Origin of the sequence: Mycobacterium sp., from assembly GCF_049585075.1 — a bacterium.
Classification (GTDB): Bacteria; Actinomycetota; Actinomycetes; order Mycobacteriales; family Mycobacteriaceae; genus Mycobacterium.
This window is the reverse complement of the sequence record NZ_JBAUZA010000268.1, coordinates 1-21,559: the sequence shown is the minus strand read 5'-3', so window position 1 is coordinate 21,559 and position 21,559 is coordinate 1. Positions and strand designations below refer to the sequence as shown.

24 protein-coding genes are annotated in these 21,559 nt (G+C 62.9%); 14 read left to right on the top strand and 10 right to left on the bottom strand.

Translation table 11 applies throughout. The annotated features are described in order from the left end of the window. Window positions 1-108: 108 nt before the first annotated feature. Both WB785_RS12755 and WB785_RS12750 read left to right on the top strand, forming a co-directional pair. Window positions 109-543, top strand: coding sequence for an MmpS family transport accessory protein (locus tag WB785_RS12755; protein ID WP_424079629.1), 435 nt, complete (start codon window positions 109-111; stop codon window positions 541-543). Beyond that, a complete protein-coding gene (locus WB785_RS12750; protein ID WP_424079627.1) occupies window positions 540-3,437 on the top strand; it encodes an RND family transporter in 2,898 nt (965 codons plus the stop codon). Before WB785_RS12755 ends, WB785_RS12750 begins: the two co-directional genes overlap by 4 nt. Here the strand turns inward: WB785_RS12750 and WB785_RS12745 are convergent, their stop codons facing one another. Together WB785_RS12745 and WB785_RS12740 are read right to left on the bottom strand one after the other, a co-directional pair. Next, complete coding sequence (locus WB785_RS12745; protein WP_424079698.1) at window positions 3,438-4,334, bottom strand: TIGR03564 family F420-dependent LLM class oxidoreductase; 897 nt, start codon at window positions 4,332-4,334, stop codon at window positions 3,438-3,440. A 54-nt stretch (window positions 4,335-4,388) separates the two neighbouring features. Next, entirely contained in the window at window positions 4,389-5,606 is a 1,218-nt protein-coding gene (locus WB785_RS12740; RefSeq protein WP_424079625.1) for a GNAT family N-acetyltransferase, read from the bottom strand. Window positions 5,607-5,711: 105 nt separating this feature from the next. Here WB785_RS12740 and WB785_RS12735 point away from each other — a divergent pair, with 105 nt between their 5' ends. The 3 genes from WB785_RS12735 (at window position 5,712) to WB785_RS12725 (ending at window position 8,912) form a co-directional block, all read left to right on the top strand. After that, window positions 5,712-5,939 carry a hypothetical protein gene (locus WB785_RS12735; protein ID WP_424079623.1) on the top strand — a complete coding sequence of 76 codons (228 nt, stop codon included), beginning with the start codon at window positions 5,712-5,714 and terminating at the stop codon, window positions 5,937-5,939. A gap of 328 nt (window positions 5,940-6,267) precedes the next feature. Next, the gene (locus WB785_RS12730; RefSeq protein WP_424079621.1) at window positions 6,268-6,951 is read left to right on the top strand and encodes a hypothetical protein; all 684 of its coding nucleotides are present in this window, start codon (window positions 6,268-6,270) and stop codon (window positions 6,949-6,951) included. A 2-nt stretch (window positions 6,952-6,953) separates the two neighbouring features. Then, entirely contained in the window at window positions 6,954-8,912 is a 1,959-nt protein-coding gene (locus WB785_RS12725; RefSeq protein WP_424079620.1) for a YhgE/Pip family protein, read from the top strand. Between the two features lie 4 nt (window positions 8,913-8,916). Here the strand turns inward: WB785_RS12725 and WB785_RS12720 are convergent, their stop codons facing one another. The 6 genes from WB785_RS12720 to WB785_RS12695 form a co-directional block, all read right to left on the bottom strand. Next, window positions 8,917-10,134, bottom strand: coding sequence for an NAD(P)/FAD-dependent oxidoreductase (locus WB785_RS12720; protein ID WP_424079618.1), 1,218 nt, complete (start codon window positions 10,132-10,134; stop codon window positions 8,917-8,919). 3 nt (window positions 10,135-10,137) lie between these two features. Then, window positions 10,138-10,326: a ferredoxin gene (locus tag WB785_RS12715; RefSeq protein ID WP_424079616.1), complete on the bottom strand. Its 189-nt coding sequence runs from the start codon at window positions 10,324-10,326 to the stop codon at window positions 10,138-10,140. Then, window positions 10,323-11,237: a metal-dependent hydrolase gene (locus tag WB785_RS12710; protein WP_424079614.1), complete on the bottom strand. Its 915-nt coding sequence runs from the start codon at window positions 11,235-11,237 to the stop codon at window positions 10,323-10,325. Before WB785_RS12710 ends, WB785_RS12715 begins: the two co-directional genes overlap by 4 nt. A 139-nt stretch (window positions 11,238-11,376) precedes the next feature. Beyond that, a complete protein-coding gene (locus WB785_RS12705; protein WP_424079612.1) occupies window positions 11,377-12,744 on the bottom strand; it encodes a WS/DGAT/MGAT family O-acyltransferase in 1,368 nt (455 codons plus the stop codon). A 101-nt stretch (window positions 12,745-12,845) separates the two neighbouring features. Then, entirely contained in the window at window positions 12,846-14,438 is a 1,593-nt protein-coding gene (locus WB785_RS12700; RefSeq protein ID WP_424079611.1) for a cytochrome b, read from the bottom strand. Window positions 14,439-14,591: 153 nt separating this feature from the next. Further along, on the bottom strand, window positions 14,592-14,858 hold the full coding sequence (locus tag WB785_RS12695; RefSeq protein ID WP_424079610.1) for a YdeI/OmpD-associated family protein: 267 nt from the start codon (window positions 14,856-14,858) through the stop codon (window positions 14,592-14,594). Between the two features lie 106 nt (window positions 14,859-14,964). Here WB785_RS12695 and WB785_RS12690 point away from each other — a divergent pair, with 106 nt between their 5' ends. Genes WB785_RS12690 through WB785_RS12675 form a run of 4 tightly spaced genes read left to right on the top strand, consistent with a single transcriptional unit; the run spans window position 14,965 to window position 16,913 of the window. Further along, window positions 14,965-15,774, top strand: coding sequence for a helix-turn-helix domain-containing protein (locus WB785_RS12690; RefSeq protein WP_424079697.1), 810 nt, complete (start codon window positions 14,965-14,967; stop codon window positions 15,772-15,774). Further along, a complete protein-coding gene (locus WB785_RS12685; protein ID WP_424079608.1) occupies window positions 15,761-16,162 on the top strand; it encodes a VOC family protein in 402 nt (133 codons plus the stop codon). The genes WB785_RS12690 and WB785_RS12685 overlap by 14 nt, the downstream gene beginning before the upstream one ends. Window positions 16,163-16,165: 3 nt before the next feature. Further along, window positions 16,166-16,519, top strand: coding sequence for a VOC family protein (locus WB785_RS12680; protein WP_424079607.1), 354 nt, complete (start codon window positions 16,166-16,168; stop codon window positions 16,517-16,519). Window positions 16,520-16,541: 22 nt separating this feature from the next. Beyond that, on the top strand, window positions 16,542-16,913 hold the full coding sequence (locus WB785_RS12675) for a VOC family protein (RefSeq protein ID WP_424079605.1): 372 nt from the start codon (window positions 16,542-16,544) through the stop codon (window positions 16,911-16,913). 1 nt (window position 16,914) lies between these two features. On the opposite strand, the gene WB785_RS12670 is transcribed toward WB785_RS12675, so the two are convergent. Further along, window positions 16,915-17,295, bottom strand: coding sequence for an isochorismatase family cysteine hydrolase (locus WB785_RS12670; RefSeq protein WP_424079604.1), 381 nt, complete (start codon window positions 17,293-17,295; stop codon window positions 16,915-16,917). Window positions 17,296-17,455: 160 nt separating this feature from the next. On the opposite strand from WB785_RS12670, the gene WB785_RS12665 reads away from it, so the two are divergent. From WB785_RS12665 to WB785_RS12650, 4 genes are all read left to right on the top strand, one after another. Then, window positions 17,456-17,785: a PE-PGRS family protein gene (locus WB785_RS12665; protein WP_424079603.1), complete on the top strand. Its 330-nt coding sequence runs from the start codon at window positions 17,456-17,458 to the stop codon at window positions 17,783-17,785. Between the two features lie 109 nt (window positions 17,786-17,894). Further along, complete coding sequence (locus tag WB785_RS12660; RefSeq protein WP_424079601.1) at window positions 17,895-18,614, top strand: NUDIX hydrolase; 720 nt, start codon at window positions 17,895-17,897, stop codon at window positions 18,612-18,614. Window positions 18,615-18,814: 200 nt separating this feature from the next. Continuing rightward, window positions 18,815-20,272: an aldehyde dehydrogenase family protein gene (locus WB785_RS12655; RefSeq protein ID WP_424079599.1), complete on the top strand. Its 1,458-nt coding sequence runs from the start codon at window positions 18,815-18,817 to the stop codon at window positions 20,270-20,272. 113 nt (window positions 20,273-20,385) lie between these two features. Further along, a complete protein-coding gene (locus tag WB785_RS12650; protein ID WP_424079597.1) occupies window positions 20,386-20,766 on the top strand; it encodes a nitroreductase/quinone reductase family protein in 381 nt (126 codons plus the stop codon). Here WB785_RS12650 and WB785_RS12645 read toward each other — a convergent pair. Next, on the bottom strand, window positions 20,763-21,221 hold the full coding sequence (locus WB785_RS12645) for a winged helix-turn-helix transcriptional regulator (RefSeq protein ID WP_424079595.1): 459 nt from the start codon (window positions 21,219-21,221) through the stop codon (window positions 20,763-20,765). The two genes, WB785_RS12650 and WB785_RS12645, sit on opposite strands and share 4 nt — an antisense overlap. Before the next feature lie 91 nt (window positions 21,222-21,312). Here WB785_RS12645 and WB785_RS12640 point away from each other — a divergent pair. Then, on the top strand, window positions 21,313-21,559 hold a 247-nt coding region (locus tag WB785_RS12640; protein WP_424079594.1), incomplete at its 3' end, for an acyl-CoA dehydrogenase family protein.

The window sequence follows — 21,559 nt, the reverse complement described above, 5'->3', positions numbered from 1 at the left end:
CGCGCCGGCGCCGGGGGTACCACTGCAACCACCGAAACCGATTGTGCCGCCACGTGTTCCACTAGCCGACCACATAGCTGTTGCCTGACCAGGAAGGAACTCACCTAGGTGCAGATCTCCAAGGTTCTCCGCAACGCCTGGTTGCCGTTGTTGATCGTTGCGGTGGTAGTGGTCGGCGGCTTCGCGGTGGCCCGCGTCAAGTCGTTCTTTGGCGCCGAGAACGCCCGCCCGCTGACCAGCGCACGGATGGACGATTCCAAACCGTTCAAGCCGAAGGTCGTCAAGTACGAGATTTGGGGCTCGGCGAACCACGCCAACGTCAACTACTTGGATCTGTCCGCCGACCCGAAGCGGATCGACGACGTGCCACTGCCCTGGACGCTGGTCCTCAGCACAACCGCCCCCTCGGTCTTCCCGAACCTCTCTGCACAAAGCGACGGTGACCACCTGGGTTGCCGCATCACCATCGACGACGAAGTCAAGGCCGAGAAAGAATCCGACGGCGTGCACGCCCTGACCTTTTGCATGGTGAAATCCGCATGAGCGCAAGCATCGACGACGCCCGCACCGACACCCTGCCTATCGCCAAACACGCGGTGCGTCCGGCGCTTCCACGGCTCATCCGGCGGTTCGCCGTACCCGTGATTCTCGGCTGGATCGCGATCATCGCGGTGCTCAACACCGTCGTCCCGCAGCTGGACATCGTTGGGCAGATGCGCTCAGTGTCGATGAGCCCCGATGATGCGCAATCGGTTATCGCGACCAAGCACATGGGCGCGGTGTTCAACGAGTACAAGTCGAACAGCTCGGTGATGATCGTGCTGGAGGGCCAGAATCCCCTCGGCAAAGACGCCCACGCATATTACGACCAGATCGTCAAAAGGCTTGACGCCGACACCAAACACGTTGAGCACGTCCAGGACATGTGGAGCGATCCACTAAGCGGGGCGGGTGTGCAAAGCAACGACGCCAAGGCTGCCTACGTCCAGGTCTATCTCGCTGGTAACCAGGGCGAAGCTCTGGCCAACGAATCGGTCGAGGCCGTACAGCAGATCGTCAAAAGCGTGCCGACACCCAACGAGGTCAAGGCCTACGTCACCGGACCCGCGGCGCTGTCAGCCGATCAGCACATCGCCGGCGACCGCAGCCTGCAGCTGATCACCACCGTCACGTTCTTGGTGATCATCGCGATGCTGCTACTGGTCTACCGGTCGATCGTCACCATGTTGCTGACGTTGGCGATGGTCATGTTCGAGCTCGCAGCTGCGCGCGGAATGGTCGCCTTCCTCGGCTACTACAAGATCATCGGGCTGTCTACATTCGCGACCAACCTGTTGGTCACGTTGGCGATCGCGGCGGCCACCGACTATGCGATCTTTTTGATCGGTCGATATCAGGAAGCCCGGGCCGTCGGCGAATCGCGAGAAGACGCGTACTACACAATGTTCGGCGGCACCGCACACGTCGTGCTCGGGTCGGGTATGACCATCGCCGGGGCGACATTCTGCCTCCACTTCACCAACCTGCCCTACTTCCAGACCCTGGGAATCCCCTTGGCAATCGGGATGGTGGTCGTGGTCGGCGCGGCGTTGACGCTTGGCCCCGCAGTCATTTCGGTGGCGTCCCGCTTCCGTAACACGCTGGAACCTCAGCGAACACAGCGCATTCGCGGTTGGCGCAAGATCGGCGCCCTCGTCGTCCGATGGCCCGGCCCGATCTTGATAGTCACGATCGCGGTGGCGCTTGTCGGCCTGCTGACCCTTCCCGGCTACCAGACGAATTACAACGACCGCAAGTACCTACCCGCTGATCTGCCCGCGAACGCCGGCTACGCCGCTGCGGATCGGCATTTCTCGCAGGCGCGGATGAACCCCGAGCTGATGATGATCGAAAGCGACCACGATCTGCGCAATTCCGCGGATTTCTTGGTGATCGACAAAATCGCCAAGGCGATCTTCCGGGTGCCCGGGATCGGTCGCGTGCAGGCCATCACCCGGCCGCAGGGCACGCCGATCGAACACACCTCGATCCCGTTCCAGATCAGCATGCAGGGCGTCAGCCAGCAGATGAATCAGAAATACCAACAAGATCAGATGGCCGACATGCTCAAGCAGGCCGACGAGATGCAGATAACGATCAACAGCATGGTCAAGATGCAGAGCCTGACCCAGCAGATGTCCGACGATATGCATGCGATGGTCAAAAAGATGCACGACATGACCATCGACGTCGCCGAATTACGCGATCACATGGCCGATTTCGAGGACTTCTTCCGGCCCATCCGCAGCTACTTCTACTGGGAAAAGCACTGCTTCGATATTCCGGTGTGCTGGTCGCTCCGGTCGGTCTTTGACGGGCTCGACGGCATCGACACGATGACCGATGACATCCAGAGCTTGCTGCCGATTATGGATCACCTCGACACATTGATGCCGCAATTGACTGCGCTGATGCCCGAGATGATCCAAAACATGAAAAACATGAAAACGATGATGCTGACCATGTATTCGAGCCAAAAGGGCTTGCAGGATCAGCAGAACGAGTCTCAGAAGAACTCAAGCGCCATGGGCAAGGCCTTCGACGCATCCAAGAACGACGACTCCTTTTACCTGCCCCCGGAGATCTTCAACAACGCGGAGTTCAAGAAGGGCATGAAGAATTTCCTGTCGCCCGACGGCCACGCCGTGCGATTCATCATCAGCCACGACGGCGATCCGATGAGCGCGGAAGGCATTTCGCATATTGACGCGATCAAAAAGGCGGCTTTCGAGGCGCTCAAAGGCACACCGCTGGAGGGTTCGAAGGTCTACCTCGGTGGAACCGCGGCCACCTTCAAGGATATGCGTGACGGCAGCAACTATGACCTATTGATCGCTGGAATCGCCTCGCTGTGCCTGATTTTCATCATCATGCTGATCATCACTCGAAGCGTGGTGGCATCAGCGGTCATTGTGGGCACCGTCGTGCTTTCGCTGGGAGCATCTTTCGGGCTTTCGGTGCTGATCTGGCAACACCTCATCGGCATAGAACTGCACTGGATGGTGCTCGCCATGTCGGTGATCATCCTGCTCGCGGTCGGCGCCGACTACAACCTGCTGTTGGTGTCCCGTTTCAAAGAGGAGATTCACGCGGGTTTGAACACCGGGATCATCCGATCGATGGGCGGCACCGGATCGGTAGTTACCTCGGCGGGGCTGGTCTTCGCCTTCACGATGATGACGATGGCGGTCAGTGAGCTGACCGTCATCGGCCAGGTTGGCACCACAATCGGTCTCGGTCTGCTCTTCGACACGCTTGTCGTCCGGTCGCTGATGACGCCATCGATTGCCGCGCTGCTGGGCAAGTGGTTCTGGTGGCCACAGATCGTCCGGCAACGACCGGTCCCCTCGCCATGGCCCACACCGGTCAAGAAGGCTGAATCCTTAACGCCCGCTTGATCAGAAAGAACGGATAAGCGCTCGCGTCCTGTTCTGACCCTCGAGCGAGGGGTCGAACGTAATCGCGACGAACTCGTCGACGCCCGCGGCGCGGACCTCATCGAGTCGATCGCGCACCGTGGCTTCGTCGCCGATCAGCGCGGCGTCTTCCGGCCCGGCATAGCCTTCGCGATCCAACATCGCCCGGTACGAGGGCAACTGGCCGTACATCACGAACTGCTCCGCGGCCAGTGCACGCAGCGCAGCCACGTCATCGGTGACGGCGACGGGCAGCGCCGCGGCGACGCTGACAGCTCCGTCAGGCCGGCCGGCCTCGGCCGCCGCGGTTCGCATGGTGGGCCCGATGTGCTCCTTGAGCGTCTTCGGTCCGGTCATCCAGGTGATCGTTCCGGCGGTGCGTCGGCCGCTTAGCCGCAGCATCTGTGGACCCAGCGCCGCCACGTAGACGTCGGGTGCGGGGGCGGTGGGAATCTGCAGCGCGCCTCTGGTTGTCAGCATCTCGCCGGTCGCATTGACCGGTTGGCCGGCGAGCAGCGGAAGCAGGCCGTCGAGATACTCGCTGAGGCGGCGCACCGATCGATCCCAGGAGATTCCCCACATGCCCTCGGTCACGGTGCGGTGGGTGACGCCGACACCGAGAGTGAATCGCCCGCCGGCGATCAGGTTGAGCGTCAGCGCCCGCTGCGCCATCAGCATCGGATGCTGATTCTGGATCGGCACAACCCCGCTGGCAACCTTGATGTCGCTCACTTCACGCACCGCGACGGCAAGCAAGGTGAGTAGGTCGAGGTCGAAGGGCATCTGCGTCATCCAGACACGGGCGAACCCCTCGTCGCGCGCCTGGGTGAGATCACGGATACAGCTCTCGACAGGAGACGTATTGGACAGGTTCGCCATCAGACTTATTTGCACAAGAGGAAATCCTAGCCATCAGGCTTGTGAATCGGCCCTTTAGAAGAAGAACCCGGCATAGGGCGCACTGCGCACCGCAAACAGCTGATCAGCGACGGTAAGCGCCGCCGGGTCGTCAGTCTGGGCCAGGCCGCCGGCGGCGAGGCTGTGCCACGTCGCGCCACCCAGCAGCACGCAGGCCAGCCCCTCGATACCGACGTGCAGTTCGGGGCGAATGTCTGTCTGCTCGACACCACCGCCGGTAATGGTGAAGGTCGCTGAATTGTCCGGCAGGAGCGGGTCACTGACGGCGATAGTGATGACATCGTCGCCCTCATATCGGCGGGCGGCCAATGCCTTTGGTGCATCGATGATGCGCAGCCACGTTTCGTCATGTGTCGCGGTGACGCGCGCGGCCCGTCTATCGACAAGAAGCCAAGGCAGCGGATCATCGACGGGCAGCATCCAGAACATCACCCGGTCAACGAGATTGAGTCCAAGCAGGAACCGCAGCAGCCCAAGGTAGGCCTCGATGGTGGGCGCAAAGAAGTCCTCGACAACGATGGTGCGTTGATCGCTCACAAACCACGTCTCGGTGTCGATAGGGCGGTAGCGGGCGAAACCGGATTCTGATCCCGTCTCGCCATGCACCGCGACATAGGAAGCACCCGAGGCGGATTCGGCGCGGAGTCGCAGGCCTTCCCACCAAACCTCGGGGCGATCGATGGTTCCTGGTCGGGTCGAACGATTCTCGCTGTAGATCCGGGGCAGGATGTCCCAGGCTTGCGCCGCGTCGATCAAGCGCACCGGGCCGCCGGGTCCGACGTCGGGACGCAGCGCGGCGCGTGCCGTCTGAACCTCCACGCTCTGCGATGAACTCGCAACCCCGTAGCCGTATCGCTCATAGATCGTCGCCTCCGAAGCCCGCAATGTGGCGACCACTTCACCCCGTGCGGCGATGTCACGCAGCTGGTGGTGTATCAGCTCGGTGGCTATCCCTTTTCGGGTGAACGACGGCAGCACCCCGATATGTGTCACCGCCGCGTGACCCACGACCGCTCCACCGGGCAGGGTCAGTGCACTGGTCACCGCATCCGCGGTACCAACGAGTTGTCCGTCGGCGAATGCTCCAACGGTACGACCCGGCTCGAGTAGCTTTGTGATCCGACCGGGCGCCAGGCTCGGCAACGGCGGGAATCCGACCATCGCGGTGCGAAACAAGTTTGCCGCGGCGACGAGGTCGTCCTCGCTGTTGAGAACCCGGATCTCGGTGGTCATCCGCCCATCATGTCTCGTCGCCGGCGAGGGCCCCAGTACTTTCAGCAGCAAACGAATTTGCCGTTTCGATTTGACGAACACCGCGGAGGCGAAAACAATCGGAGGATGAAGAAATTCATGATTGTCGGGGGCATCACGGCTGCTCTGCTGTGCAGCGGCAGCGCGGTCGCCCTTGCCGACCCTGATGCGCCGGACCCAAACGGGCCGAAGTGCTGGACATCCGGCGATTCCGGCTGGTTTCACATGGAGTATGCGCCCTGCGGCTGGACCTATTCCGATGCAGATGGCTGGCAGAAGCTTCCGCCGGAACCGGGCGCGCCAACTCCCGGATAACTGGCGCAGGGCGCTCGACCTGGCTGCGTCGCCCAAATGCGGAGGTAGTCAGGTCACTTCTCTCGGCATGTGCCGATCCCAATGTGATCTCGTGGCTCGACGAACACCCGTAACGCACAGCGCTTTCCAGCACATTCGCTACTGCGGCGTGAGCTGACGCAGCGCGGCGCCGGTCTCGGCGCGGCCGTGGCCAAGTCGCGCCTCAAGCGCACCGGTACCGTAAACCACGCACTTCGACTGCCGCGTATTCGGACACAAGCTCACATTGAGGCCGCACGTTTTGGTCGAATGGACCTAACGTCCGCGACCGCAGAAATGAGCAAATCCAATGGACGCACAGGACGAGCAGGATGCTGCCGCGCCGGCCACGCTGATCACCGCCACCGGGCTGGGCGTGGACGGCGAGCACGGGCCGCTTTTCTCGGACATCGATCTGACGCTCACCGCTGGGTTCCACGCCATCCAAATGCCGGGCGGACCTGGGCAGACGGCTCTGCTGTTGACACTTGCCGGCCGACTGAAAGCCACGCACGGCACGGTGGCCGTGCTCGGGGATTCGGAACCACGCGCGATCCGCCGGCACTGCTCGATCGCGGCATTCGCTGACATCGACGACCTCGAGGAGACGGTGACAGTGCAGACTGTGCTGGCCGAACAGCGCAGGTGGCTGGCGCCGTGGTACGCGCGGGTGCCGGTCGAGTCCGGTCAGCCCGAACTGGGCGAAGTATTCGGCGAGCTGCCCCCGCCGTCGGTCGAGTCCTACATCGTGGAGCTGTCCGACCTAGAACTGTTCTTGCTGCGAATCACTCTCGCACTGTTTTCCAACCGACCGATCCTTGTGGTCGGCGACCTCGAGCAGGTTCGCGACAACTCGCGGCGGGCCATCGCGGTCGAGCGGCTCGGCGCGATCGCCGCACAACGCACCGTCGTTGTCGGGGTGACCAACCCGTTGGGCACCGATGCCCCCGACCACGCCATACATGATCACCGCACGCTGGCGGGAAAGGACTAACGATGCTTGCCGGGCTCGCATTTGGTTCGGAAATAAAGCGTTTCGGCCGCAGCCGGATGACTCGCGCGGCGATCGTGGTCTTGATGCTGCTTCCGCTGGTGTACGGGGCGCTGTATCTGTGGGCGTACTGGGATCCCTTCGGCCATGTCAACAAGATGCCTGTCGCGCTGGTCAACTCAGACCGCGGTGCCGTTGTGTCCGGGCAGCAAATCGACGCCGGCTCCGAGATCGCCAAAGGGCTGACGGCCGACCGCAGCCTGGACTGGCACGTCGTAAACCCCGACGAGGCCCGTAATGGCGTCGAACACGGCAAGTACTACTTCATGCTCGAGTTGCCGCCCGACTTCAGCGCGGCGATCGCGTCGCCAGTCACCGGGCAACCTCGGCAAGCCAACCTCATCGCCGTGTACAACGATGCCAACAACTACATCTCCACCAGCATCGGTCGCACAGCCATCAGCCAGGTACTCAACGCCGTATCGAGCCGGATATCCGGGCAGGCGGTCAATCAGGTGTTGTCCGTGGTCGTTTCGTCCGGTTCAGGAATCAAGCAGGCCGCTGACGGGGCGAAGCAACTCGCCGACGGAGCGGTGCGAGTCGATGACGGCGCCGGTCAGGTTTCAGCGGGTCTACACACCGCACGGTCCGGCTCGGCTCAGCTTGCCACGGGCGCCAAGCAGCTTTCCGACGGCATCAACGAGGCCACCGACCCGCTGCTCGCGGTGAGCAAGGCACTCTCGACAGTCGGCGGCAACACCGATCAACTGCGCCAGGGTTCAGCCGCGATGCAGCAAGCCGCCGACCAGATCAATGCCATCGCCCTGGCGCAAGACGCCGCCGCTAACGGACTCACCTCGGTGGTCAATCAGCTTTCCGCAAGCCAAGATCCGGTAGCGAGCACCGCCGCAGGGACGCTGCGGGGGATACAAGACCAGCTCCGACAGCACCAATTCACGCCGCAGATTCGTCAGCAGCTCACCGACGCGCAAAACGCCGCGATCGCGATGGGTGCGACGCTGGGTGCACCCGGCAGCCCGCTGAAATCGGCCCTCGACCAAGTCGGCAGCAAAGGACAGGAGCTGACGAACAAGCTCAACCAGCTGCGCAACGGAGCCCAGCAGCTCGCTTCCGGGAACGCTGAATTGGCAAGCGGTATCGCGAAACTCGACGACGGAGCTCAACAGCTGGCATCCGGCACCGCGCAACTCAAGCAGGGTTCGGCCGAGCTGGCCACCAAGCTTGCTGAAGGCGCCAAGCAGGTGCCCAACTGGACGACCCAACAGAAAGAAGCCGTCGCCGACACCATCGGTGGTCCGGTTAACCTGGAAACCACACATGAGAACGCCGCACCTAACTTCGGTACCGGCATGGCGCCGTTCTTCGTCACCCTCGCCCTGTTTTTCGGTGCGCTCGTGCTGTGGATGGTGCTGCGGCCCTTGCAGAACCGCGCTATCGCGGCAGAGGTGATTGCCCTTCGCGTGGCCCTTTCCAGCTATCTACCCGCAGCGGTGATCGGGATGGTACAAGCGATAATCCTGTATGGCGTAGTGCGATTCGCACTCGGGATGCATGCCGTTCATCCGGTCGCGATGCTGGTCTTCATGATCCTGATTTCCTGCGCGTTCGTCGCAGCGACGCAGGCGATCAACGCACTCGTCGGCCCTGCCGTCGGGCGCGTGCTGATCATGGCGTTACTCATGCTGCAGCTGGTCAGCGCCGGCGGCATGTATCCGGTGGAGACCACTTCGAAGCCATTCCAGGTACTGCATCGCTTTGACCCGATGACCTACGGCGTCAACGGATTACGTCAGCTCATACTCGGTGGCATCGATGTCCGGTTATGGCAAGCGGTGATCGTGTTGATCGGCATCGCAGTGGCCGGACTGACGATTTCGTGTCTATCGGCCAGACGCAATCAGCTCTGGAACCTGACACGACTGCTACCGTCGATAAAAATCTGAGGGGTTAGTCCGGCCGCTTCGGCGGAAAGTCCGCACGGTCGCTGATGGCATTGCGGTAGGCATGCAGCCGATTGGGAATCGTTCCCAATACCGCGATGGTGCGGCCACCACGCCCATACGCGGCGACGAACTCCCCGCCGTCGGCATCGCCTTCAACTACGTCGACCGCATCGTAATCGGTTGGAACACCGAGCATCTGCAGTTTTACGTCATATTGGTCGGACCAAAAATACGGCACCGCGTCGAAGGCTTCGGCATGCTCGGGGCCGGCCAGCAACGTGCGCGCCGCAGCCGCGCCCTGACGTCCGGCGTCATCCCAGTGCTCGGTACGTAAGTGCCGCTCATACAGCGGATGCCACCAGCGCGCCACATCCCCGGCGGCCACGATCATGCCGTCGCCGTGGTTGCCTTCGGCGACACCAGTGGCATCACAGACCACCCCGTCGTCCAAATGCAGACCCGATCCTTCCAGCCAGGCGGTGGTGGGAGTGACCCCCAGACCCACGATGACGACATCGGCTGGGACCTGCGAACCGTCGGTGAGTCGAACGGCTTCCACCTGCCCGTTGCCGACGAATCCGTCGACACCCACGCCGACGCGCAGGTCCACTCCATGCTCGCGATGCAACTTCGTCCAGCAAGGCGCCAGCTCCGCACCCAATGCTTGAACCAGCGGCCCGGAGGCCTTCTCAACGAGCGTCACATCCAGCCCCAGCGATCGGCAGGTCGCGGCGACCTCGCTGCCGATGAACCCGCCGCCAACCACCACGACACGAGGACATGAGGCGAGTCGTTGTCGAATGGCCAGACAGTCCTCGACAGTCCGCAGCAGAAGTACTCCCTGGGGGGCCGGGCCACCTGGCCATTCGCGCGGCTCAGCGCCGCTCGCGATGACAACTCCGTCGAAACCCAAGGACATGTTCTGGCCGTCGTCGCGGACCTGGACGGTACGTGCGGACACGTCCAGGCCTACCGCAGTCGCCCCTCTGAGCACCCGCGCATCCATGTCGAGCTGCGGTGCCATGTCGATGCCCGCTCGGTGCACCTGACCGCTGAGCAGCTTCTTCGACAACGGCGGCCGATGGTAGGGGGAGTGCCGTTCGGCGCCAACGATAGTGAGCTCACCGTCGTAGCCGTCCTGTCGCAGCGTCTCCGCCGCCCGCATCCCTGCGACGCCGGCACCCACGACGACGACTTGCTGTAGCTGGCGGTTGGTGGGCATACCTCAGTCCTCCACCACTATCGCCTGGGTGGGGCAGGATACTTCGGCGGCCCTCAACGGTCCGCGCAATTCCCGCGACGGCTGCTCTTGGAGCAGGTGCAGGCCGTCTTCTCGTACGTCGAAAACCTCGTGGCACAGGCTCATACAGACGCCGTTGCCGTCGCAGGTGTCGAGGTCCACAGAAACTCTCATCGAACTGCGACCTTCCCTTCTAGATGAGCCCGTTCGCGGGCGGCCTTCGCTGCCGGTGATTTCTTGATGTACTCGACGGCCATCGTCGTGACCGCTTCGGGACCTGGATGATGATGAGGCCGCATGTACCGGGCGGGTTGGGTCACCATGAGCTGCCATGGACCGGGCAACTTGTACTCGCGGGCCGCACGCAGCCAATCTCGCCAGCGCCATTTCTGATCGATGGTGGGGTCGTGGGCCATCAGGTATTTCGCGCCGGCAATCCACCACCCGAAAAACAGCGGGGTGGTCATCAACATCGAGAAGGCTCGGATGAAGTAGTTGCCGCACACGTGCTGGTAGACGTCGAACACCAGCGAGCGGTGTTCCACCTCCTCGGCGCCGTGCCAGCGCAGCAGATCCAGCATCATCGGGTCGGTGCCCGCGTAATCCAGACCTCGGTTCTGCAACACCCATTGCCCCAACATCGCGGTGTAATGTTCCAGCGCCGCTACGTCGGCCAGCCGCCGGTACAACCACCAGCGCTTCAACGCCGGCGGGAAGAATTTCGGCGGATCACCCAGCGACACCGACAGCGTTTTCCGGAGTCGGGAGGTGTACGGCTTGGTGTCGATGCCCTGTTCGGCCAGATGGTCTAGTACCACTTGGTGCGCCCAGGCGTGCCAGGACTCCTGCTGGATGAACGGTTTGATCGCCGCCTCCAGCTCTGGGTCGTCGACCAGCGACGACGCTTCCAGCACCGCCTTGATGAAGTGGCGCTCGCCCTCGGGGAGCAGTAGGTGCAGCACATTCATCATGTGGGTTGCGAAGGGGTCGTCGGGCACCCAGTGCAGCGGGGTCTCCGACCAGTCGAAGCGCACCATTCGTCGATAACGCGGGTGCCCGTCGTGGTGAAGTTCGACCTCTGGCATGAGAAATTCCTCCCACATTGACTGTGTTCAGTCGCCTCGTCGGTAAACCGAAACAACTGTTCACTCAGTCGTACCCACATGGAGGCCCGACCATGCGCGCGGGCGGTAGCGGATTCCTTGGAATTCCCTGGGTGTCCGCTCACGCGCCGACGGCGCGCTCCAAATCCTTTAGTGACGTCTCCAAGTGACCAAGCAGGCGCTGCAAACGCGGGACGCTGCGTCGGCAGCCGACAAGCCCGAAGTCGAGGTTGTCGGCGTTGTTGGTCACGGTGATGTTCACCGCCTGACCGTCCAGCGCGATCGACAGCGGATAGTTGCCATCCAACCGCGCACCACGCCAGTAAAGCGGTTCAGGTCGACCGGTCGAGACGTTTGAGATCACGATGTTGAACGGCGGTGAGGCAGTTGAGAGATAGCCGGGGATCAGCCCAAAGAACAACCCACCAATGTTGAACGCCGACAACGCCAGCTGTTGAACGGCCGGCAGCTGCTGGAACACCTGTTTGGTGTCGCGGATCGACGTGCTGACGATCTCGAGCCGCTTCGCCGGGTCGTCGAGGTTCGTCGCCAGGTTGCAAAGGAAGGTCCCGACCATGTTGCCGCCGCCGTCATCGCTGTCCTTGCGCAGATTGACCGGCACCATCGCGGTCAACGGGTCATCCGGCAGCGCGTTCTGATCGAGCAGATAGGCACGAAGGGCTCCCGACGACATCGCGAGTATGACGTCGTTGACCGTGACGCCGGCGGCCGATTTGACCGCTTTAATGCGTTCCAGCGACCAGGACTGCGCGGCTATTCGTCGGGCGCCGCCGATCCGAACATTGAACATGCTGCGGGGTGCCCGGAAGGGGAGGGTGAGCTGTTGTTCGAGCAGCGCTGCTCGCGCGAGCTTTAACGTGGAAGGTGCCAATGCCAACGCCGATCCGGTGGCGCCCCTGACTCGTTCGAGCAGCGACGGCGAGTGCTTGTCCGTCTTGGCCGTGTGGCCGCCGCGTGGGCCAAGGCTCCACGGGGCCCGCACCTCGTCATCGTCGGGGTCTGTCGAAAAAGCGCGTTGCATCAGCCGCAGCGCGGAGACACCGTCCATCAGCGAGTGGTGATATTTCGTGTAGACGGCGTACCGGCCGTCTTCAAGACCTTCGACGAGGTGTGCTTCCCACAGCGGACGATGACGGTCGAGCAGGCTGCCATGCAACCGGGACGCGAGTTCTAACAGCTCGCGGACACGTCCAGGCTCGGGGAGTGCCGAGCGGCGAAGGTGGTAGTCCAGGTCCACGTCCTTGTCGAAGGACCACGCGACGTTCGTGACTCCGCCGAAGAACGCGGGGTGCTTGCTGAAGGTCGGTTGCACGTCCGTGCACTCGAGCATGGCCTGGTAGGACTCCCGGACGAAGTGAGGCCCGGCGTCCTCGGGCGGCTCGAAGAGCTGCAGCGATCCCACGTGCATCGGGTGTTCGCGTGATTCACCGATCAGGAATAGCGCATCGGTCGGCGATATCGGCTTCATGGTCGACCCCATTCCGTGTGACAGCTGGTCTTCTCCATGTATCCAAAGAAGCCGAAGATCACACTCAATGCGGTTAGACGTACGCAAGCCGGCAGCGTTTGCTAGCGATCCCGCAGTGCGGTGAGGGCGCGTTGTTCGGCGCCATGATTCGCCTCAGCGAGCGCGGCGTCTTCGGAGACCGGGTCGGCGAACAGGAAGCTGCCGGAGCCCGGCGAGCCGCCCGAGCCGAGCTTGTTCATCTTGGTGGGCACGGGGGCGCCCTGGTACGTCAGCGGCAACGCCCGCCCGAGCGGCTGGTGCAGTTCAATGTAGGCGCCGTGCGGCAAGCGTTTGATGATGCCGGTTTCGATGCCGTACTCGAGCACTGCGCGGTCGCTGCGCTGCAGCCCGATAGCCCATCGGTAGGTGATGAAGTAGACGATCGGCGGCAGCACGACCATGCCGATCCGGCCGATCCAGGTCGTCGCGTTGAGCGAGATGTGGAATTTGAACGCGATGATGTCGTTCATCGCGCCCAGGGTGAGCACCAAGTAGAAGGCGATCGCCATGGCTCCGATTGCAGTGCGCACCGGTACATCTCGTGGGCGCTGCAACAGGTTGTGGTAGGACCTCTGATGGGCATCTTCGCCGGAAAACCGCTTCTCCAGGAACGGATAGATCGTCAGCAAGACAAACACCAGGCCCATAATCAGCGCGACAGCAACCGTTGCCGGCACGGTGTGATGGCCGATGTAGAGCTCCCATGCCGGCCAAAGGCGCATTAACCCTTCTGGCCACATCATGTAGAAGTCCGGCTGGCTGCCCGCGGAAACTTGAGAAGGCCGGTAGGGCCCCAGATTCCAGATGGGGTTGATCTGCAACAGGCCGCCCATCAGGCCCAAGATCGCCACGATCAGCGCGAAGAAGGCGCCGGATTTGACGGCGAACACCGGCAGCACCCGCACCCCGACGACGTTGTGCTCGGTGCGTCCGGGTCCGGGGAACTGAGTGTGCTTCTGGAACCACACCAACGCCAAATGCGCCCCGATCAACGCCAAGATAATGCCGGGGAAGATCAAGATATGGATCGCATAAAGCCGCGGGATCAACACGTCGCCGGGGAAGTCGCCGCCGAACAGCGCCCAGTGCAACCAAGTGCCAATCACCGGTAGCCCCAACGTGATCGACGACAGCGCAGCCCGCAACCCGATGCCGGACAACAGGTCGTCGGGCAGCGAGTAGCCGAAGTAGCCCTCGAACATCGTCACGATGAGCAACAAGGCACCGATGACCCAATTGGCTTCGCGCGGCCGGCGGAACGCGCCCGTGAAAAAGACGCGGGCCAAGTGCACCATGATCGCGGCGGCGAACATCAGTGCGGCCCAATGGTGAATCTGGCGCACGAACAGCCCGCCGCGGACCTCAAAGGAGATGTTGAGTGCCGACGCGTAGGCCCGCGACATCTCGACGCCGCGCAATGGCTGATACACACCGTTGTAGGTGACCTCGGTCATGGACGGATCGAAGAACAGCGTCAGATAGACGCCGGTGATCAGTAAAACAATGAAGCTATACAGCGCGATCTCACCCAACAGGAACGACCAATGTGTCGGGAAAACCTTGTTGAGCTCGCGCCGCACCGCCGCCGACGGGTGATAGCGCGCATCGATGTCGTGGGCTTGGCGCGCTGCGATATTCGCCAGGCGCAGGCTCATAGCGACCATCTCCTTACGGCCGAAACCGCAGCTACGCGGCCGGCAACTCGCCCAACTAGGCAGGCGAGATGTCTACTATGCGACGTAGTACCACAGAGCGTAGTACTGCATCGCACGCACGTAAAGGGATCGGTTCAAGCGTCGCGCGCCGAATTACCTGCCGGTGCGTTCGCGGTGCGGGCATCCCGGCCAGCAGCACGGCCGACGCTTGCCTTCTTCCAGCTCTTCCTGGGTCCGGCGAATGCGGCGCTCTCGGGTTACGGCTTGCTTGGCGTCGTCGACCCAGCAGATGAACTCGTTGCGCGCCAAGGGCGTGATGTCGGTCCACGCGGCGAGCGCTTCGTCGTTGGCTATCAGCGCCTCACGCAAATCTGCGGGCAGCTTGTGCACCACCCCACCAGGTACTCGCTGGCTGCCCACAGAAGTCAGGTTAGCGGCTACCGTAGGACTCGTGGTTGCCGACGAGCCGGGGCGCACTTGGGAATTCGTCACCGCGCGGCCGCGGAGCGCTCCCGGGGTTGCGTCCATGGTGGGATACCGTGCCCTGGAAACTCCGGGCGAGGCGCATCGTGGCATGCCGTCATCAACGCTGACCTTCATCGTCAGCCTTGATGACGGAGTGGAGGCGGCCGAAACCGCCGAAGCCCTTCCAACCGCACGAGCTAACCCCCTGATTCTGGGCGGATTGCAAGTGCAGGCCGCGCATGTGCGACAACGACGCGGCCAAGCCGGCGTGCAGTTGGCGGTGCACCCGCTCGCCTCGCGCGCATTGTTCGGAATGCCGAGCGCCGAGCTGAGTCAGAGCGACTACGACGGCACCGTCGTATTAGGGCGACGAGGCATCGAGCTGCGTGACCGCGTAAGCGGTGCAGGCGATTGGCGAGATGTGTTCGGCTTGGTCGTGGAGTTCTTAGTGGATGCGCGAACACGCCGCGAGCGTTCGACGGTTCGTCCCGAAGTGGCGTATGCGTGGCATCTGCTGCAGCGCAGTCGCGGCAGAGCTCCGGTGAGCGCAGTTGCCGAGCGAGTTGAGTTGAGCGCCAGACATTTAACGACATTATTTCAGCGGGAAGTCGGTCGTTCGCCAAAGACCGTCGCGATGCTGATGCGCTTCGAGCACGCGACCGCGCGGATCGCCGAGTCGGTGCGCCGGCGTGCGCCAATCGATCTGGCCGCCGTCGCGATGGACACCGGCTATAGCGATCAGGCCCACTTGAGCCGCGAATTCGTCCGATTCGCGGGCGCCCCGCCACGGCGCTGGGTTGCCGAAGAGTTCCGAAACATTCAAGACGGGGGCCACGCCTCCGGATCAGACTGGGAGTATGACTACTCCTAATCCGACCGTGTGGCTGACGCTGCAAGCTCATAACGCGCCGAAGCTGATCGACTACTACGTGGATACCTTTGGCTTCGTTCTCACGGCGCGTTACGGCGACGGGGACACCGTTGACCACGCGCAACTGCACTGGCCCGAGGGAAGCGGTGGAATCATGCTCGGCAGCTACAAGCCGAATAGCGAATGGTGCCGCGAACCCGGCACCGCAGGCGGCTACATCGTGGCTGCCGATCCGGATGCACTATATGAGCGGGTCCTTCAGCACAAAGCCGAGGTCGTACGGCCACTTGGCGAAACAGATTACGGTGCATGCGAATTCGCCGTCCGCGATCCCGAGGGCAACCAATGGTCGTTCGGCGATTACCGCGGCGAGCCGTTACAGGCCTGACTAGTGCAAGCGACCAAAGTCATCGCCAACCTTCGCGTGGCTGAGATCGAAGCAGCTAAGGGCTTCTACACCGACTACCTAGGGCTGACCAACGAGCAGTTCAACATGGGGTGGGTCGCCCGGTACACCTCTGCCGACTCCAGAGCGTTCGTTCAGCTCGTAACGAGCGATGCCACCGCCGCTGAAGACTCCGTCATTTCAGTCTGCACCGATGACATCGACAGCGCCTACGCAGAAGCCAAGGAACTCGGTTACGAAATCGTGCATCCACTGAGCACGGAGGCATGGGGCTTGCGCCGGTTCTTCGTGCGAGCACCGGACGGCAACGTCGTCAACATCACCAACCACCGCGACTAAGACACGATCAGGAGGCCGCACCATGAAGGTCGACCGACCTGCGGAATTCCACTCGGTCACACCGCGCATGGTCGTGAGCGACGCCGCAGCAGCGGTCGAGTTCCTGCGCGCGGTCTTCGATGCCGTCGGCCAGCTGCAAGCCGGACGTCCAACGGAAGTGCGCATCGGTGACTCTATTGTCATGGTGACCTCGGCGGACGAGCGCGAACTGTTCCCCGCCTTTCTCTACGTCTACGTCGACGATGCGGGTGTGGTCTATGACCGGGCCCTCACCGCAGGAGCAATGAGCCTGGAGGCGCCGCTCAATACCCCCTACGGCGACAGGCGGGCCATGGTCCGCGATCCGTTCGGCAACATCTTCCAGATCGCGCACCGCACAGACGACCGCTGCTGAGTCAGCCCAACGACGAAATCGCTTCGACGGCTTCGACTGCCGAGATCACTGCGGTGGCGTAGTTAGGGATATTGACTTCGAGTGCCGCGTGCATCTCTTCGTCGGAGTAACTAGCGGTCGCATCCTTGACCACCGTGACTTCATAGCCTAGTTCGGCGCCGTACCGGACAGTTGCTTCCAGGCAAGTGTGGGCAATAAGTCCCATCATGATCAGCTGATGAATGCCATGCCGTTTGAGCAGAACATCCAGATCGGTATTGGCGAAACCACTGGAACACCAATGCTCTTGCGCGACGACATCGCCCGGCTGGGGTTCGAACTCCCGACGGAGTTGTCCACCCCATGTTCCGTATTCGAACGTCCTCCTTTGAGGCGATCCCATACCTTGCCGCCTTCGGAAATGAAGTCGTTGTACAGATCAATCACCACTAGGCCGGTGCGGTCCTTGTCATATGTCACACCGCTTATCTCACCACTGCGACGATGTTTTGCACGTGTGTGGAAGTGGGTACACGGCGCGCATGTTAGCGAAATTCAACCTGATGAAACCGCTGGTGATTGGTGGAGCTGTTGCTGCGGCGATTGCTGTTACGCCTGTGGCAGCAGCTGAAACTTTCGCGGCTGGCCCGACGATGACTGGCACCGCAGCCACGCACGTCGTCTTCGCGCAAGAGCCAGGCGGGGGTGGCTGCGACGCCAACGGCAATTGTGGCTCCGGTGGCCAAGACAACGGTCCCGGTGGCGGTCCGGGCGGGCAAGGCTGCGTCCCGGGTGTCGGTTGCGGCTCCGGCGGGCAGTTCTGGGGCCCGGGTGGCGTGCCGGGTGGTAACGGATGTCTTCCGGGTGTCGGTTGCGGCTCCGGGCACGGCTGACCACCACTGAACATTTGACAATCGGCTGACTGTTCAGCTTTCCGGCTACCGATACGCAACGAGTAGTCCGCGGGTTTGGACGGCATAGCCCTGGCCCTAGGCTCGGGGCATGCCCATCCCGTATGACGAGGTGCTGCGCGAGCAGATCGGCGAGCGTTTGGCAGGCCACGATCGTCGCGTCGTTGCCGACCCGATGAAGCGGCACGCGGCGGTGGCGATAGTGCTCGTCGACTCAGAGGTCGGAGAGGACAGGATTGATCCGGCGCCGGTCGACGACTGGATCGGGGGACGCCCGATGCCGGAGGCCGGACTCGACGGCCGTATGGTCGATGTGTCCGGCGGTGCCGCTTTCCTGTTGTGCCGCAGGGCCTCTCGACTGACTTCGCACGCCGCACAGTGGGCACTTCCCGGCGGGCGTGTGGACCCCGGAGAAAGCGCGGTCGACGCGGCACTGCGGGAGCTCTACGAGGAAGTCGGGGTTGAACTGGCCGCCCCGAACGTGTTGGGACTACTCGACGACTATCCGACGCGGTCCGGATACGTCATCACGCCGGTTGTGATCTGGGGTGGCGGACGGCTCGACCCGCGACCGGCGCCCGACGAGGTCGTGGCGGTCTACCGAGTCGGGCTCCACCAACTGCAGCGCGCTGATTCGCCACGATTCATCACCATCCCGGAAAGCCGTCGGCCGGTTGTGCAAATTCCGTTGGGGAACGACCTCATCCACGCACCGACCGGTGCGGTGCTGCTGCAGTTGCGCTGGCTATGTCTGGAGGGGCGCCCCGATCCGGTCGACGAGCTGGAGCAACCAGTCTTCGCCTGGAAGTAGGGCTTGGTCCGCTGCGTCGTCGCAATCGGATCTCAACCACGAGATCGACGCCAGCGTCAGAATTGCCCGCGAAAATTCGCTCTGACGTCGATCTCGATGTGCCGAGCCGCCCTGCTCCTGGACCGCACTGGCTCTGAGCTACACTCGTGAATCTATCTCTACATAGATAGAGTCGCAACGAGGCGAGAAGGGATACACCTATGACGGTGCAGGCTGTGTTGGAGGAGATCCGTAAGCGACCCGGCACCGGAGACGTGATTCCGATCATCGACCCCGCCACCGAAGAGCAGATCACCGAGTTCACCGATTGCGGCCCCGAAGCCATCAACGACGCCGTCGCGCGTGCCAAGGCGAGCGCCGAGTCGGGCGTCTGGTCCGGCCTGCCCGACTACGACAGGGCAAAGGTGCTGTGGCGGGTCGCCGACCTGATCGATGAGAACGCCGACATTCTTGCCGAGCTCGAATCGCTCAACGCCGGCATCCCGCCAGCTCAAGCACAGATCATCACCAAGGTCGGTTCCGAGTGGTTTCGCTACTACGCCGGCTGGTGCACCAAGATCGACGGGATCTCGCGTGACGTGAACACCGGCGGCCTCACCGGTATCGACTCGCACATGCACACCTATACATTGCGGGAGCCCTACGGCGTGGTGGGGCTGATCTTCCCGTGGAACGGTCCGGTCTTCAACTTCTGCGCCAAGCTCGCGCCCTCGCTTGCCGCCGGCTGCAGCAGCGTGGTCAAACCCGCTGAGGAGACGCCACTTTCGGCGCTCGTTCTGGACAGGATCTTGGCCGAGGCCGGAGTGCCCGAGGGCGTGGTCAACCTGGTCAACGGATACGGCCACACTGCCGGCGCGGCCATTACCGCGCACCCCGATGTCGAGAAGGTCGCCTTCACGGGGTCGACGGAAGTCGGCCGGGCGATCGTGCACGCGGCCGCGGACAGCAACCTCAACAAGGTCACCCTCGAACTCGGCGGCAAGTCGCCGGTGGTGATCTTCGACGACGCCAACCTGGACCTGGCGATCCCGATGGCGTCGTTCGGCACGTTCATTCACTCCGGTCAGGCGTGTGTGTGCGGCTCGCGCATCTTCGCTCAACGTGGTGTGTACGAGCGGGTCGTGGAGGGCATCGCCAACATGGCGAATGTCATGCAGCTAGGCGGGCCCAAAGACGACGGCGCCATGGTCGGTCCGCTGATCAGCCAGAAGCAGCTCACCCGCGTACTGGGCTACCTCGAGCAGGGGAAATTCGATGGCGTTGAACTGGTCACCGGCGGGCACCGGCTGGACCGCAAGGGTTATTTCGTGCACCCAACCGTGGTCACCAAGGTCGACCCGAATTCGAGCAGGCTGTTCCAGGAGGAGATCTTCGGTCCCGTCGTCACGATCCTGCCGTTCGACGACGAGGACGAAGCCGTCGCGCTGGCGAACAACAGCACCTACGGGCTGGCGGCCACCGCGTGGACCAATGACCTCGGCCGGGCACACCGATTGGCCAAGCGGCTCAAGGCCGGAACCGTTGGACTGAACTGTCAGATGCAGTTCGACCACTCGATGCCGTTCGGCGGATACAAGCAATCCGGCTGGGGCTATGAGTCGGGCAAGGCCGGCATCGACACTTACCTTCAGACGAAAATCGTCTGGGCCCAGATGTAACTGTCGCTTGACCGCAGTAGTGTGAACCCGTGCTGCGTGGAGGTATAAGCGCGATCCAACGCTGGCAGTATCGCGGTGGACGGCCCGGATGGTCAGCGCGTATCACAAACCGATTGGGCGCCTTGAGTTTTGCGGCCGGCATCGGGCCGACCGGGGCGGCGACACTCGACGTACAAGGCCACAAGTCGGGGCGGGTGATTTCGTTTCCGGTGGTGATCGCCGACTACCAGGGCCAGCGCTATCTTGTGGCCATGCTTGGCCACAAGACCAATTGGGTGCGCAACCTGCGCGCTAACGGCCGTGCAGTTTTGCGACACGGTCGCCACGAAGATGTGTCCCTGGTGGAGGACCGGTCCGACAACCGCGCAGCGATCTTGCGTCGTTACCTGGAACTGGCCCCGGGCGCACGGCCGTTCTTCCCAATCGACCGCCACGCGCCGCTTAAGGACTTCGAGCAGATCGTCGAGCACTACCCGGTTTTTCGGGTCGCCTAGCGGAAGCCGGGTCCAGGCTCGGGGGTGATGTTGCGCGCGGTGATCTTTTTCCGGCAATGGCCGCACACCAACACCGGTTCAGCGACATGACCGCATGGCTGGTGGCGCAACACGATTGGCGGACCGTCGGGATTCGGAAGGTGTTGATCGCCCCACTGCATGAGTACCACGATCGCGGCGAACAGGTCTCGTCCGGAGGCGGTCAGGCGATACTCGTGCCGATCGGGATCCCGCGCGTAGAGCACCTTTTCCAGCAGCTCGTTTTCGACCAGGGTGCGCAGCCGCGCCGACAGCGTGGGCCGCGGTATCTGCAAGTTGCGCGCCAATTGGCCAAAACGACGCACCCCGAAGAACGCCTCGCGCAGGATCAGCAGTGTCCAGCGTTCGCCGACGACCTCCAGAGCCCGGGCAACGGACTCGCCGTCGAAGCGGTGCGACAGATCCGGGTAGTCCATGGTTCCCACAATGTACCGGTTCAGAAATTGAACCGGTAGTGGTAACGTGACTGAACCGCCTGCAAGAGCCTGAAGAAGCGGAGGCCGCCGCATGTACGACACCGAAGTCGCCACCGTGCCCGTCCTGTCACGGGCCCGCGAGATCGCCGATCTGGCCCGTGGTATGGCAGACGAAATCGACTCGGGCCGCCGACTTCCCGCCGAATTGGTTGGCGCACTGCGCGACTCGGGTCTACTGAGGGCTGGTGCGCCGGTAGAGGTCGGCGCGCTGGAGCTGCCTGCGGGCACCGCGTTGCGCTGCGCCGAGGAGGTGGCGCGAGGCGACGCGTCGGCCGGCT

Coding starts and splice junctions, on each gene's coding strand:
- WB785_RS12725 (WP_424079620.1), top strand. CDS start 6,954: ATGCTTGCCGGGCTCGCATTTGGTTCGGAAATAAAGCGTTTCGGCCGC.
- WB785_RS12645 (WP_424079595.1), bottom strand. CDS start 21,221: ATGGACTACCCGGATCTGTCGCACCGCTTCGACGGCGAGTCCGTTGCC.
- WB785_RS12675 (WP_424079605.1), top strand. CDS start 16,542: ATGAAGGTCGACCGACCTGCGGAATTCCACTCGGTCACACCGCGCATG.
- WB785_RS12735 (WP_424079623.1), top strand. CDS start 5,712: ATGAAGAAATTCATGATTGTCGGGGGCATCACGGCTGCTCTGCTGTGC.
- WB785_RS12700 (WP_424079611.1), bottom strand. CDS start 14,438: ATGAGCCTGCGCCTGGCGAATATCGCAGCGCGCCAAGCCCACGACATC.
- WB785_RS12670 (WP_424079604.1), bottom strand. CDS start 17,295: ATGGGATCGCCTCAAAGGAGGACGTTCGAATACGGAACATGGGGTGGA.
- WB785_RS12660 (WP_424079601.1), top strand. CDS start 17,895: ATGCCCATCCCGTATGACGAGGTGCTGCGCGAGCAGATCGGCGAGCGT.
- WB785_RS12740 (WP_424079625.1), bottom strand. CDS start 5,606: ATGACCACCGAGATCCGGGTTCTCAACAGCGAGGACGACCTCGTCGCC.
- WB785_RS12685 (WP_424079608.1), top strand. CDS start 15,761: ATGACTACTCCTAATCCGACCGTGTGGCTGACGCTGCAAGCTCATAAC.
- WB785_RS12710 (WP_424079614.1), bottom strand. CDS start 11,237: ATGCCAGAGGTCGAACTTCACCACGACGGGCACCCGCGTTATCGACGA.
- WB785_RS12745 (WP_424079698.1), bottom strand. CDS start 4,334: ATGGCGAACCTGTCCAATACGTCTCCTGTCGAGAGCTGTATCCGTGAT.
- WB785_RS12655 (WP_424079599.1), top strand. CDS start 18,815: ATGACGGTGCAGGCTGTGTTGGAGGAGATCCGTAAGCGACCCGGCACC.
- WB785_RS12665 (WP_424079603.1), top strand. CDS start 17,456: ATGAAACCGCTGGTGATTGGTGGAGCTGTTGCTGCGGCGATTGCTGTT.
- WB785_RS12715 (WP_424079616.1), bottom strand. CDS start 10,326: ATGAGAGTTTCTGTGGACCTCGACACCTGCGACGGCAACGGCGTCTGT.
- WB785_RS12705 (WP_424079612.1), bottom strand. CDS start 12,744: ATGAAGCCGATATCGCCGACCGATGCGCTATTCCTGATCGGTGAATCA.
- WB785_RS12720 (WP_424079618.1), bottom strand. CDS start 10,134: ATGCCCACCAACCGCCAGCTACAGCAAGTCGTCGTCGTGGGTGCCGGC.
- WB785_RS12690 (WP_424079697.1), top strand. CDS start 14,965: ATGGTGGGATACCGTGCCCTGGAAACTCCGGGCGAGGCGCATCGTGGC.
- WB785_RS12750 (WP_424079627.1), top strand. CDS start 540: ATGAGCGCAAGCATCGACGACGCCCGCACCGACACCCTGCCTATCGCC.
- WB785_RS12730 (WP_424079621.1), top strand. CDS start 6,268: ATGGACGCACAGGACGAGCAGGATGCTGCCGCGCCGGCCACGCTGATC.